The organism is Lysobacter sp. M2-1 (assembly GCF_022662495.1).
Taxonomy (GTDB): Bacteria; Pseudomonadota; Gammaproteobacteria; order Xanthomonadales; family Xanthomonadaceae; genus JAKPBU01.
Genome location: NZ_JAKPBU010000001.1, coordinates 1,373,303 through 1,387,226, shown reverse-complemented (window position 1 = coordinate 1,387,226; position 13,924 = coordinate 1,373,303). Strand labels below are relative to the sequence as shown.

The window sequence follows — 13,924 nt, the reverse complement described above, 5'->3', positions numbered from 1 at the left end:
CCAATGCCTGGCAACTTGGCTTGCTGCACTGCGGTCGCGTGCGACCCCACCGGCATGCATACGTATTCATCGCCCTGTGGAGCGCGGCGCGCGCATCGGTCCGCCCGGATCGGCGCAGGCGCATGACAGGATGTGCGCCGGCTCGCGCGCCCCATGCGCGGCACGCACATGGATGCAAGACGCGGCAATGACCCACACCCCCTGGTGGCGCGGCGCGGTGATCTACCAGATCTATCCGCGCAGCTTCCTCGACAGCAATGGCGATGGCGTCGGCGATCTGCCGGGCATCACCGAACGGCTCGACTACGTCGCCGCGCTGGCGGTGGACGCGATCTGGATCTCGCCGTTCTTCACCTCGCCGATGGCCGATTTCGGCTACGACATCGCCGACTACCGCGATGTCGATCCGCTGTTCGGCACGGTTGCCGATTTCGACCGCCTGCTGGCCAAGGCCCACGCGCTGGGCCTAAAGGTGATGATCGACCAGGTGCTCAGCCATACCTCCGAGGCGCACGCCTGGTTCCGCGAAAGCCGCGCCAGCCGCGACAACCCCCGCGCCGACTGGTACGTGTGGGCCGACGCCAGGCCCGACGGCACGCCACCCAACAACTGGCTGTCGATCTTCGGCGGCGTGGCCTGGCAGTGGGAGCCGCGGCGCGGTCAGTACTACCTGCACAACTTCCTGGCCGCGCAGCCCGACCTCAATTTCCACAATCCCGAAGTGCAGGCCGCGCAGCTGGACAACGTGCGCTTCTGGCTCGACAAGGGCGTGGACGGCGTGCGCCTGGACGCGATCAACTTCTGCTTCCACGACCGCGCGTTGCGCGACAACCCGCCCAAGCCGGCCGAGCTGCGCACCGGCCGCGGCTTCAGCCCCGACAATCCCTACGCCTTCCAGTACCACCTGTACAACAACACCCAGCCGGAGATGCTGGACTACCTGGAACGGCTGCGCGCGCTGAGCGACGGCTATACCGACGTGGGCATGCTCGGCGAGATCTCGTCGGAGGATTCGCTGGCGACGATGGCCGAATACGTCACGCCGCGCCGGCTGCACATGGGCTACAGCTTCGAACTGCTCACCGACGAATCCTCCGCCGCCTACATCCGCAGCACGGTGGAAACGCTGGAAGCGAAACTCGGCGAGGGCTGGCCGTGCTGGGCGATCTCCAATCACGACGTGCAGCGCGCGGTGAGCCGCTGGGGCGGCGCGGATGCGGCCGAAGCGCTGGCCCGGCAACTGGTGGCGCTGGTGTGCGCGCTACGCGGTTCGGTCTGCCTGTACCAGGGCGAGGAACTGGGCCTGGTCGAAGCCGATGTTCCGTTCGAAGCACTGCAGGATCCCTACGGCGTCGCGTTCTGGCCCACGTTCAAGGGACGCGACGGCTGCCGAACGCCGATGCCGTGGACATCCGATGCCGGCGACGCACACGCGGGTTTCAGCCAGGTCGCGCCGTGGCTGCCGGTCGATGCGCGCCACGCCGCGCGCAGCGTCGCCGTGCAGGAAGCCGAGACCGATTCGGTCCTGCAGGCCGCCCGTGCGTTCCTGCGCTGGCGCCGCGCGCAGCCGGCGCTGGTGCTCGGATCGATCCGCTTCCTCGATGCGCCCGAACCGGTGCTGGCCTTCGTGCGCGAGCATGATGGGCAGTCGCTGCTGGCCGTGTTCAACCTGTCGGCGCAGCCGGTGGCCTGGGATCTGCCTTCGCAACTCTCGCCGCGCTGGCTCGAACTGGCCGGGCAGATCGGCGCCCAACCACAGGACTCATCGGTGACCCTGCCCGCCTACGCCGCCGCGTTCGCCGAGATCTAACGTGCACCGTGGGAGCGGCCTTGGCCGCGATTAATCTTCCCGTGGGAGCAGCCTTGGCCGCGAATGCTTTTGCGCAATCATCGCAATCGCATTCCCCACTCGGCGGCCGGCACCGTGTTCCGAAGAGCATTCTCGACCAGGACCGCTCCCACCGGCCGCTTACGCCAGGGCCAGGTTCAGGCCGCCATGGTCTCTGGCGAGATGGCGCAATGCCGCGCGATGAACGCATCGTGGCCGGGCATGACTTCCACGCATTTGCCGATCACGCTGCGCACGCCCTCCAGGAACTCGGCGATCTTCGCTTCCGGATACACGTCCACCAACGGGTGGTAGCCGGCCACCGGCACGCGCTGGCCGTTCATCACCTGCAACCAGCTGACCTCGGCGAACATCTCGTTGCCTTCGCGGAACACCCGGCCGTTGCTGCGGAACAGATCCATGCGCTGCTGCAGCGAATCGGGGATCTCCATCGTGCGGCAGTGATCCCAGAACGGCGAGTCGTCGCGCTCGGTCGCCTTGTAATGCATGATCAGGAAGTCGCGGATCCGGTCGATCTCGAAATTGGCATGGGCGTTGCACTCGTCGATGTCGGCCTGGTCGAACCCGGCATGCGGGAAGAACGCGGTCAGGCGCGCGATCGCGGACTGGATCATGTGGATGCTGGTGGACTCCAGCGGTTCCAGGAACCCGCTCGACAGGCCGATCGCATAAACATTGCGGTGCCAGGTCTTGTTGCGCTTGCCGCCGGTGAAACGCAGCACGCGCGGCTCGGCCAATGCTTCGCCTTCCAGATTCGCCAGCACGGTGGCGGCGGCTTCGTCCTCGCTGATGTAGTGGCTGCTGAAGACGTAGCCGTTGCCGGTGCGATGCTGCAGAGGGATGCGCCACTGCCAGCCGGCGCTGCGCGCTGTGCAGCGGGTGTACGGCGTGGTCGGCCCGGCATTGGCCGAAGGCACCGCCACCGCACGATCGCAGGGCAGCCAGTGCGACCAATCGGTGTAGCCGGTCTTGAGCGCCTGCTCGATCAGCAGGCCGCGGAAGCCGGAGCAATCGATGAACAGCTGGCCGGCGATGCGTTCGCCGCTGTCGAGCACGATCGCATCGACGAAGCCTGTTTCCCCGTCCAGCTGCACATCCACCACCTTGCCCTCGGTGCGGCGCACGCCGCGCGCCTCGCCGTAGCGGCGCAGGAACTGCGCGTACAGGCCGGCGTCGAAATGGTAGGCGTAGGCGATGTCGGCCAGCGGCGACTTCGGCCGGTCGGTCACCGCGCGCATGAACTTGTTGTGGCGGCAGGCGGCGGTGTTGATCGAATAGTCTTCCAGCGGCGCGGCCTTGCCGGCCTGGTGCATCTTCAGCCAGTAGTGGTAGAAGCTGACCACGCCCAGGTCCTGGCCGATCTTTCCGAAGCCATGGATGTAGTTGTCGCCGATCCGGCCCCAGTCGCGGAATTCGATGCCGAGCTTGAACGAGCCCCGGGTCTGGCGCACAAACTCGTTCTCGTCCAGGTCCAGCGCCTGGTTGTAGAGCTTGATCATCGGAATCGTGGCCTCGCCCACGCCGACGATGCCGATCTCGTCGGATTCGACCAAGCGGATGTTGTAGGTGCCGGCCATCACCTTGGACAGCGCCGCAGCGGTCATCCAGCCGGCGGTGCCGCCACCGACGATGACGATGTCCCGGATGCGCTCGATCATGACTGAAACCCGTTCCCGTGCAGGCGGCGAGTATGCGGCGCCGCGGTCCGCCCGTCATTCTGCGCTGCGGCTGGCCCGCTTCTGGGTGGTTGCATTCGTATGCAGCGCGCTGGGCAGCCCGTTCATTCGCGCCGAACAGGCGCCGGCTGCATCGCTGGAACGCTGGCGTCGGGCCGGCTGCGATGCGACGGAAGTCGCCAGCACGCCCCGGCCCATCGCGGACGGCGCGAGCGACGCACGCGGCTACTGGCTCGACGGCCGCCATCTGCGCTGGCCCGGCGCGGCGCCCGGGCGCTACCGCCTGTATGCCTCGGCCAACGGGCGCATGCGTGCGCAGACCGGGAGCGCGATCACGGGCGCGGACCACGGCTTCGACCTGGCGCCGGCCGGACCGCTGCCGCCCGCAGTGGCCGAACGCTTCGCCTTCACCGGCGCGGGCGTCGACCTGGTGCTGGCGGACGCCGACGCCGCGCGTCTGTCGGAACTGCTGCGCGGCCAGCTGCTGCTGGTGCGCGAAGACGCACAGGGCCGCGTGCTGGAGGCCACGCGACTGCAGCTGCCCGGCGCACTCGATGCGCTCTATGCAGCCGCCGAGGCGCAGCCCGACCTGGGTGTCACCGTGTCCGGACGCGCCACGCAATGGAAGCTGTGGGCGCCGACCGCACGCATGGTGACGCTGTGCCTGTACCGCGACGGCGTGTCGCCTGCGATTGCGGCCGAACCGATGCGGCGCGACGACGCCACCGGAACCTGGTCGCTGCGCCTGCCGCGCGACCCCGGATCAGGTCCGGGGCGGGCCCTGTCGGGCAGCTATTACACCTACCTGGTCGAAGTCCACGTGCCGGGCGCCGGGATGATCCGCAACCGCGTCACCGATCCGTATTCGGTCGGCCTGGCGGCCGATTCCACGCGCAGCTTCATCACCAGCCTGGATGCGGCTGCGACCAAACCGGCAGGCTGGGACGCCGCGCCGCGCCCCGATCCGCTGCCCGCGCCCACGGACATGGCGATCTACGAACTGCACGTGCGCGACTTCTCGCGCGACGATCCCAGCGTGCCCGGATCACATCGCGGCAAGTACCTGGCCTTCACCGACACCGATTCCCACGGCATGCGCCACCTGCGCGCGCTGCGCCAGGCCGGCATGACCGACGTGCATCTGCTGCCGGTATTCGATATCGCCAGCGTGCCCGAGCGCGATTGCGTCGCGCCGGCGATCCCCGATGCGGCGCCCGACAGCGAGGCTCAGCAGGCGGCGGTTATGCGGGTCGCAGCCGGCGACTGCTACAACTGGGGCTACGACCCGTTTCACTTCAATGCGCCCGAAGGCAGCTACGCCAGCGATCCGGGCGATGGCGCCGCGCGCATCCGCGAGTTCCGGGCGATGGTGCAGGCGCTGCATGCCGCCGGCCTGCGCGTGGGCATGGATGTGGTCTACAACCACACCAGCGCCTCGGGCCAGGATCCGAAGTCGGTGCTCGACCGCATCGTGCCAGGCTACTACCACCGGCTCGATGCGAAGGGCTCGGTCGAACGCTCGACCTGCTGCGACAACACCGCCACCGAGCACCGGATGATGGGCAAGCTGATGCGCGACTCGGTCGCGCTGTGGGCGAGGCATTACCGGATCGACTCGTTCCGTTTCGACCTGATGGGGCATCAGCCGCGCGCCGAAATGGAACGCCTGCAGCGCGAGGTGGACGCCGCCGCCGGGCGCCATGTCGACCTGATCGGCGAGGGCTGGAACTTCGGCGAGATCGCCGACGGCAAACGCTTCGTCCAGGCCTCCCAGCTGTCGTTGAACGGCAGCGGCATCGGCACCTTCAGCGACCGCACGCGCGATGCGATCCGCGGCGGCGGACCGGCGGATCATGGCGGGGCGCTGTTCGTGCCGGGCTACATCAATGGACTTGCGGAAGCGTCCTTCGCCTTCGGCGCTGCGCGTCCACGCCCCCTTCGACTTCGCGGGACTGCCGTCCCGCTACGCTCTGGGCAAACGGAATCAGGGAATCCGGTGACGGATCTGGTGGCGGACAAGGACTCCGTTAGTCCTGAGCGCAGCGCCGCAGGCGCGAAGTCGAAGGACGTTCTTCGCGCGAAACCGTCCAACGAACTGCTCCACGCCGCCGACCTGGTGCGCGTGGGCCTAGCCGGCAGCCTGCGCGACTACCGCATGACCGATGCGCGCGGCCGCGAAGTCGCGCTTGAGCAGGTCGACTACAAGGGCCAGGCCGCCGGCTACGTCAGCCAGCCGGGCGAAGTGGTGAACTATGTCGAGAACCACGACAACCAGACCCTGTTCGACATCAACGTCTGGAAGCTGCCGCGGGACACCTCGCGCAACGATCGCGCGCGCGTGCAGCTGCTCGCGCTGGCGCTGAACGCGTTCAGCCAGGGGATCGCCTATTTCCACGCCGGTGGCGAACTGCTGCGCTCGAAATCGCTGGACCGCAACAGTTTCGATTCCGGCGACTGGTTCAACCGCGTCGACTGGAGCGGGCGCGACAACTTCTACGGCAGCGGCCTGCCGCCGAAGCCGGACAACGGCGAAGACTGGCCGCTGATGCGGCCGCTGCTGATGGACGCAAAGATCAAGCCGACACCAGCCGACATCGCCTTTACCCGGGATGCCTTCAACGATCTGCTGCGCATCCGCGCCAGCTCCTCCCTGTTCCGGATGCGCACCGCGCAGGACATCCGCGAACGCCTGCGCTTTCCCAACAGCGGGCCCGAACAGAACCCGTCGGTCATTGCCGGGCACCTGGACGGTGCGGGTTATCCGCAGGCTGCGTTTCGCGAGATCCTGTACCTGGTCAACGTATCCCTGGATGCGCAGACGCTGACCCTGCCGGAACATGCGTCAAAACGCTACGTCCTGCACCCGGTGCAGCACAGCCCGTCCGCAGCCGACGCGCGTGCGCTGCGCGAGGCGCAGTACGATCCGCAGACCGGCCGATTCCACGTCCCGGCCCGGACCGCGGTCGTCTACGTCCTGCGATGATCGCGATAGTTCCGATTTGATCGTCGCTGACAGCCTCGGACCACCCTTTTCATCGAACCGCAGCAGAGGAAGAACGCCATGACCGTGCCAGCCCAGACCAGGCAACGCAGGTTGCGCATACCGCTGGCCGCTGTCCTGGCGTTCGCCGGTGCCAGCCTGCCGGTGCACGCTGCCACGATCGCCACCGTGGCCTCTCCGGGCAAGGTACTCAACGTCGAGATCGACCTGTCCAAGGAAGGCCGCATCAGCTACCGGGTGCAGCGCAACGGCAAGCCAGTGATCACCGACTCGCTGCTGGGCCTGCGCCTGCGCGATGGTGCGCAGCTGTTCCCCTGGTTCCAGCTGCAGGGCCAGCAAACCTCGACGGTCGACGACACCTGGGAACAACCCTGGGGCGAGAGCAGGACCGTGCGCAACCATTACAGCGAACTGCGCACGCAGTTCGCCGAAACCGGCCGCGACCAGCGGCGCATGGACATCGTGTTCCGGGTCTTCGACGACGGCGTGGGCTTCCGCTACGAGTTCCCGAAGCAGCCGAAACAGCAGGAGCTAGCGATCCAGGGCGAGTTCACCGAGTTCACCCTGGCCGATCCTGCATCGGCCAAGGCCTGGTGGATCCCGGCCGGCGAATGGAACCGCTACGAGCAGATCTACCGCACGACGCCGCTGGATAACGTCGGCATCGCGCACACGCCGATCACGATCAAACTCGGCGACGGCACCCATGTCGCCTTCCACGAGGCCGCGCTGGTCGATTATTCCGGCATGTGGCTGCAGCGCATCGACAGCGGCAAGTTCCGTGCGGTGTTGTCGCCCACCTCCACGGGCGCCGTGCTGAAGCAGGCGCCGTTCCACACGCCCTGGCGCACGATCCAGATCGCGGCCGACGCCGGCAAGCTGTACGAGTCGTCCAATCTGATCCTCAACCTCAACGAACCCAACAAGCTCGGCGACGTGAGCTGGTTCAAGCCGGCCAAGTACGTCGGCGTGTGGTGGGGCATGCATCTGGATACGCAGAGCTGGGGCGTCGGCCCCAAGCACGGCGCGACGACCGAATACACGACGCGCATGATCGACTTCGCCGCAGAGCACGGCTTCCGCGGCGTGCTGGTGGAAGGCTGGAACACGGGCTGGGACAAGGACTGGTTCGCGAACGGCTGGGTGTTCGACTTCCTCAAGCCCACACCCGATTTCGACCTGGAAAAGCTCGCCGCCTACGCCAGGTCCAAGGGCGTGCACCTGATCGGCCACCACGAGACCGCCTGCGCGGTGAGTCATTACGAGCGGCAGATGAAGGACGCCTTCGCCCTGTACGAGCGGCTGGGCATCGACGTGATCAAGACCGGCTATGTCTGCGACGCCGGCCAGATCGAGCGCCAGGAGAAGAAGAACGGCCCGGTCATCCGCGAATGGCACGACAGCCAGTGGAATTCCAACCACCACCTGCGTGTCGTCACCGAAGCGGCCAAACGCCACATCGCGATCAACGCCCACGAGCCGATCAAGGACACCGGCCTGCGCCGCACCTATCCCAACTGGATCTCGCGCGAGGGCGCGCGCGGCATGGAGTACAACGCCTGGGGCGAACCGCCGAATCCACCCGAGCACGAGGCGATGCTGGTCTTCACCCGCATGCTGTCGGGCCCGATGGACTTCACCCCCGGCGTGCTCAGCCTGGTGGGCAAGAACGGCATGCCGATCCAGACCACCATCGCCAAGCAGCTGGCGCTGTACGTGGTGCTGTACAGCCCGGTGCAGATGGCGGCCGACCTGCCGGAAAACTACGAGAAGCACATGGATGCGTTCCAGTTCATCAAGGACGTACCTGCCGACTGGGAAATCACGCGCGTGTCCAATGGCGAGGTCGGCGACTACGCCACCATCGTGCGCAAGGACCGCAACAGCGCCGACTGGTACCTGGGCAGCGTGACCGACGAGAACCCGCGCACGCTCAAGGTCAGGCTCGACTTTCTGGAACCAGGCAGGGCTTACGAGGCGCAGATCTATCGCGATGCGAAGGACAGCAGCTACCAGGGCGAGAAGCGCTTCAGGTTCGAAAAGGAGACACGCCAGGTCACCGCCAAGGACACGCTGACCCTGCGCCTGGCGCCGGGCGGCGGACAGGCGATCCGCTTCGTGGCACCGCGTTAGGCACCGTACGTGTTCAAGCCCAACCCCAAAATCCAGGCCATCCCGATCACGCCGCGGCACGCCTGCTACGTGATTGACGACGCCTTGCTGGAGCCGGAACGTTGGGTCGAGTACGCGGTCGCGCATCGCGACCAGTTCCGGGACTTCCCGGATAATGCCTTCCCCGGGCCGGAGTTGCGCTTCCCGCAGCCGCTACTCGAGGCGTTCGCGCGCTACTTCAACACGCATGTGCGCACTGCCCTGGGCGGCCGCCGCACTCTGGACAGCCGGGCGCGGCTGTCGCTCACCACGCGCAAGCCAGATCAACTGCATCCGCTGCAATGGATGTGCCACGTCGACAACGCCCGACTCGAGCCGGGCCAATGCATCCTGGCGAGCGTGCTGTACTTGTTCCGGCAACCGGACCTCGGTGGGACCGGGTTCTACGTGCCCAGCCGTCCGTTGGCCGAGATCGCTGCGATGAAGCAGGCTGCCAGCACTCTGCCGCCAGTGCGATTCGCGGCCGAGTACGGCATCGCTTCCGGTTACATGACCGCTTCCAACGACTGGTTCCGCAAGGTGCTCAGCATCCCGGCCCGCTGGAACCGACTGATCTTCTACTCCGGCACGATCCTGCACACCGGCGAGATCGCACGCCCGGACCTGCTCGACGACGATCCGAGTCGCGGCCGGCTGACCATCAACGGCTTCTTCACTTGCACTCGCCGGCTCGACACATGAAACCATCACATCGGTTTGCCTGCGCTTTGCTGCTGGCATGCCTCGGCGGCTGCCAGAGCACTCCGGCACCATCCGGGCCGACCCCAGCCGCCGCCACCCCGCCACCATCGCCGCAGCCGCCACCCGCAGGCGTCACCGGCGACTTGCGTACGCTGCCGGCGCTGGCGTCGCGACACGTCGCGGCGCGCCAGGTCGACGTCTGGCTGCCACCCGGCTACGACTCCGACGCCCGCCGGCGTTATCCGGTGCTGTACGTGCACGACGGGCAGAACCTGTTCGACCCGAAGCACACCTATGCCGGGGTCGACTGGGGCGTGGACGAGGCCATGACCCGGCTGATCGCAGCGGGAAAAGTGCGGCCGGCGATCGTGGTCGGCATCTGGAACTCCCCCAAACGCTTCGCCGAATACATGCCGCAGAAAGCGGTGAACGGCGAATCGGTCGCCACCGGCGTCGATGCGTATCCGCCAGTTCCTGCTCGCGACATGCTGGGCGACGCCTACCTGCGTTACCTGGTGGAAGAACTGAAGCCGGCGATCGATCGCGACTTCCGCACCCTGCCTGGCCGCGACGACACCTTCGTGATGGGCTCGAGCATGGGCGGGATGATCTCGCTCTACGCGATCGCCGAACATCCACAGGTGTTCGGCGGCGCCGGCGCCCTCTCGACCCATTGGCTGGCGGGCGATGGTGCAATGGTCGACTGGTTCGGCGCGCACCTGCCCAACCCGCGTACCCACCGGCTGTACTTCGACCATGGCACGGTCACGCTGGATGCAAACTACGCGCCCTACCAGCAGCGCATGGATGCGGCGTTGCGACAAGGCGGCTATCGGGAAGGCAGCCACTGGATCAGCCGCGTCTACCCGGGCGCCGAGCATCATGAGCGGGCGTGGCGCGCGCGGGTCGATATCCCGCTGATCTTCCTGCTGGGAGTGCGCGCCCGCTGATTGCTGCGTTGCAGCAGTGCATGTTCAAGTTGCGCGAGCTGCGGCCTGAACATTGAATACGTATGCAGGCAGCGGTGCACGGCGGTGCCCGCGACTACCATGGCCACAACGTTACGGTTCCGTGAATTCCTAGCGTGCGCGTTCGCATGCGGTCACGGTGCCAGGGGCCCTGGGAGGGGAAACAACGATGCAACTCAAGCGCAACCTGCTGTCCGTGGCTTTGGCCTCGGCAACGCTGATGCTGGCCGCCAACGCGCAGGCGCAGGACACGTCGACCGACCAGGCCACGACTGCCACGACCGCCGACCAGGAGGCCACCGAACTCGACGCGGTCGTGGTCACCGGCATTCGCCGCGGCATTGAAAACGCGATCGACACCAAGCAGTCGTCTGACTCGATCGTCGAGGCGATCTCGGCCGAAGACATCGGCAAGCTGCCGGACGTGAGCATCGCCGAATCGATCGCACGCCTGCCGGGCCTCACGGCCCAGCGCGTGGCGGGTCGCTCGTCGACGATCAACATCCGCGGCCTGTCGGAGAATTTCGGCACCGCCCTGCTCAACGGCCGTGAGCAGGTCAGCGTGAGCTACAACCGCGGCGTCGAATTCGATCAGTACCCATCGGAGCTGATGAGCGCGGTGGTCGTCTACAAGACGCCGGACGCGTCGCTCATCGGCCAGGGGCTGTCAGGCACGGTGGACCTGCAGACGGTGCGACCGCTGTCGTTCAACGAGCGGGTCATGGCGTTCAACGTGCGCGGCGAGCAGAATTCGCTCGGCAAGCTCAACCCCGAGAGCGACGACACGGGCTATCGCGTCAGCGGCTCATATATCGACCAGTTCCTCGACGGCCGTCTCGGCGTGGCGATCGGCTATGCGCGTCTGGATTCGCCCGGACAGGCCAATCGCTGGGAATCGTGGGGCTATCCCGAATATGGGGCGAATCGGGACCGTGTGCTCGGTGGCTTCAAATCGCAGGTCTCGTCGGTCGACAACGTGCGCGACGGCCTGATGGCCACCGTCGAGTTCAAGCCGAACGACTTCTACCACGGCATCCTCGACCTGTACTACTCGACCTTCGAAAAGGAAGAGACCCTGCGCTTCATGGAGACTGGCCTCGCCTGGTCCAGCGCCACCCTGAGCAATGCCGTGGTGGAAAACGGCGCAGTGGTCTCGGGCACCTTCACCGGCGTGCGCCCCGTGCTGCGCAACGACCGCAACACCCAGGACGACACCATCTTCGCCGCCGGCTGGCGCAACGAGTTCGAGTTCAACGAAAACTGGTCGGCGGTGGCCGACGTGAGCTTTTCCAAGGCCGAGCGCGAAGAGACGATTCTGGAGACGTATTCCGGCCTGGGACATGCCAGCAACCCCGACGCCTTCGATACGGTCGATTTCGTGATCGGCGGCAGCGGCCTGCCGCAGTTCAGCTATGGCGAGGACTACGGCGACCCGGCCAACATCGTGCTGACCGATCCGGGCGGCTGGGGCCAGGACGGCTTCCTCAAGGTGCCGCGAGTGGAGGACAAGCTGTCCTCGCTGCGCCTGTCGGCCGAGCGCAGCTTCGAAACCGGCATCTTCAGCAGCTTCGAGTTCGGCGTGAACTTCGCCGACCGCGAGAAGACCCGCGAGAGCGGCCTGGAAGCCTTCCTGCGCCTGCGCGACGGCGATGAAGTCGCGATCCCGTCCGGTGCGCTGCTCGACCCGGCCGATCTGGGCTTCACCGGCATCCCCGGCAGCATCGGTTACGACCTCGACCAGATCATGGGGCTGTACGACGTCGACCAGCTGATCCACCAGGACGTGACCAACAAGAACTGGACCGTCGAGGAAAAACTCACCACCGGCTACGTGCAGTGGAACATCAACGCCGACTGGGGTTCGATCCCGCTGCGCGGCAATGTCGGCTTCCAGATGGTGCGTGCGGATCAATCCTCGAGCGGCTACCAGGTGCCGTTCTCCGAAGCGGACAACCCGATCCCGCTTAGCGGCGGGGCTAAGTACACCGATTTCCTGCCGAGCCTGAACCTGGCCTTCAGCCTGCCGCACGACCAGACCCTGCGCGTGGGTCTTGGCGAGCAGATGGCGCGGCCGCGCATGGACCAGATGCGCGCCAACAACAACATCAGTATCAATAACGATCGGGGAATCTGGACCGCTAGCGGCGGCAACCCCGAGCTCGAGCCCTGGCGCGCAACCGCCTTCGACCTCTCTTACGAGAAATACTTCGGCGGCCGCGGCTACTTCTCGCTGGCCGGCTTCCACAAGGATCTGCACACCTGGATCCGCGAAACCACGGTGCCCTACGATTTCGGCAACCCTGATTGCGGCACGCGTCCGATCTGCCCGATCTCCTCGGTGGGCGAGTTCACCCGGCCGGAGAACGTCAACGGCGGCATCCTGTACGGCTTCGAGGCTGCGGTATCGGTGCCGTTCGACCTGCTATGGGCGCCGCTGGAGGGCTTCGGCATCCAGGCCAGCTACTCGACCACCCACAGCAGCGTGAAGCCCGATCCGGAAGAACCCGCGATCGACCTGCCCGGCCTGTCGAAGGAAGTCTCCAACGTCACCCTGTACTACGAGCGCTACGGCTTCTCGACCCGCGTCAGCCGCCGCCATCGTTCGCCGTTCCTGGGTGAAGTCACCGGCTTCGGCAACGACCGCCAGGATCGCTATATCAACCACGAGGACATCGTCGATTTCCAGATCGGCTATGCCTTCCCGGAGGGCAGCACACTCAACGGGCTGTCGCTTCTGTTCCAGATCAACAACGTGACCAACGAGCCCTACCGGGAATACTTCCCGGACTTCGTCAGTTTGCCGCGGATGTTCAACGAGTACGGGCGCACCGCCTTGCTGGGTCTCACCTACAAGTTCTGATCGCCGGCGTCCGCAATTCCGCAATGCATGCAAGAACCCCGCCCAGCGCGGGGTTCTTGCTTTCCGGGATGGCAGGGCGGCTAAAGCTCCAGCCAGCCCGCGACCACTTTCCGCGCCTCTTCCACGCCCTGCTTCGATTCGGCCGAGAACGCCTGCACCCCGACGCTATCGCCCCAGCGCGCCTGCAGCTCCTTGCGCACTGCCAGCACTGCGTTGCCAGCGGCGCCGCGGCTGAGCTTGTCGGCCTTGGTCAGCAGCGCGTGCGCCGGCAGGCCACGCTGCATGGCGTAGCCGAGCATCTGCAGGTCGTATTCCTTGAGCGGGTGGCGGATGTCCATCACCACCACCAGCCCGCGCAGCCCGATGCGGCTGCCGAACCAGGCGTCCAGGAACGCCTGCCAATGCGCCTGCAGGTCCTGCGGCACCTTGGCGTACCCATAGCCGGGCAGGTCGACCAGGTAGCGGCCCTCGTGCGGCGGCAGGCTGAAGTACACCAGCTGCTGGGTGCGGCCGGGCGTCTTGGACACCCGCGCCAGCGCGTTTCGCCCGCACAGCGCGTTGAGCGCGCTGGACTTGCCCGCGTTCGAGCGGCCGGCAAAGGCCACCTCCAGACCCTCATCGGGCGGCAGCTGGCGGGCGTTGTGGGCGGCCAGCAGATAGTCGGCTCGGGCGAAGGGATTGGGCTGGCTCATCGGCCTAGCTTCGCATGGCAGCGGC

At 66.6% G+C, this 13,924-nt stretch carries 8 protein-coding genes; 6 read left to right on the top strand and 2 right to left on the bottom strand.

The features are described 5' to 3' along the window. Positions 1 to 187: 187 nt before the first annotated feature. On the top strand, positions 188 to 1,810 hold the full coding sequence (locus MC375_RS06070) for an alpha-glucosidase family protein (protein ID WP_242102398.1): 1,623 nt from the start codon (positions 188 to 190) through the stop codon (positions 1,808 to 1,810). Positions 1,811 to 1,986: 176 nt separating this feature from the next. On the opposite strand, the gene MC375_RS06065 is transcribed toward MC375_RS06070, so the two are convergent. Next, the gene (locus MC375_RS06065; RefSeq protein WP_242102397.1) at positions 1,987 to 3,507 is read right to left on the bottom strand and encodes a tryptophan halogenase family protein; all 1,521 of its coding nucleotides are present in this window, start codon (positions 3,505 to 3,507) and stop codon (positions 1,987 to 1,989) included. Here MC375_RS06065 and MC375_RS06060 point away from each other — a divergent pair. The 5 genes from MC375_RS06060 to MC375_RS06040 all read left to right on the top strand — a co-directional run bounded on the left by MC375_RS06060 (position 3,506) and on the right by MC375_RS06040 (position 13,207). After that, positions 3,506 to 6,508: an alpha-1,6-glucosidase domain-containing protein gene (locus MC375_RS06060; protein ID WP_242102396.1), complete on the top strand. Its 3,003-nt coding sequence runs from the start codon at positions 3,506 to 3,508 to the stop codon at positions 6,506 to 6,508. The genes MC375_RS06065 and MC375_RS06060 overlap by 2 nt on opposite strands. A 78-nt stretch (positions 6,509 to 6,586) precedes the next feature. Further along, positions 6,587 to 8,659 (top strand): glycoside hydrolase family 97 protein, encoded by a 2,073-nt coding sequence (locus MC375_RS06055; RefSeq protein ID WP_242102395.1) that lies wholly within the window; start codon positions 6,587 to 6,589, stop codon positions 8,657 to 8,659. Positions 8,660 to 8,668: 9 nt separating this feature from the next. Then, complete coding sequence (locus MC375_RS06050; protein ID WP_242102394.1) at positions 8,669 to 9,379, top strand: DUF6445 family protein; 711 nt, start codon at positions 8,669 to 8,671, stop codon at positions 9,377 to 9,379. Continuing rightward, a complete protein-coding gene (locus MC375_RS06045) occupies positions 9,376 to 10,329 on the top strand; it encodes an alpha/beta hydrolase-fold protein (RefSeq protein ID WP_242102393.1) in 954 nt (317 codons plus the stop codon). Before MC375_RS06050 ends, MC375_RS06045 begins: the two co-directional genes overlap by 4 nt. Before the next feature lie 187 nt (positions 10,330 to 10,516). Further along, entirely contained in the window at positions 10,517 to 13,207 is a 2,691-nt protein-coding gene (locus MC375_RS06040; RefSeq protein ID WP_242102392.1) for a TonB-dependent receptor, read from the top strand. 80 nt (positions 13,208 to 13,287) lie between these two features. Here MC375_RS06040 and yihA read toward each other — a convergent pair whose 3' ends face one another. Next, positions 13,288 to 13,899: a ribosome biogenesis GTP-binding protein YihA/YsxC gene (gene yihA / locus MC375_RS06035; protein WP_242102391.1), complete on the bottom strand. Its 612-nt coding sequence runs from the start codon at positions 13,897 to 13,899 to the stop codon at positions 13,288 to 13,290. Positions 13,900 to 13,924 lie beyond the last annotated feature (25 nt).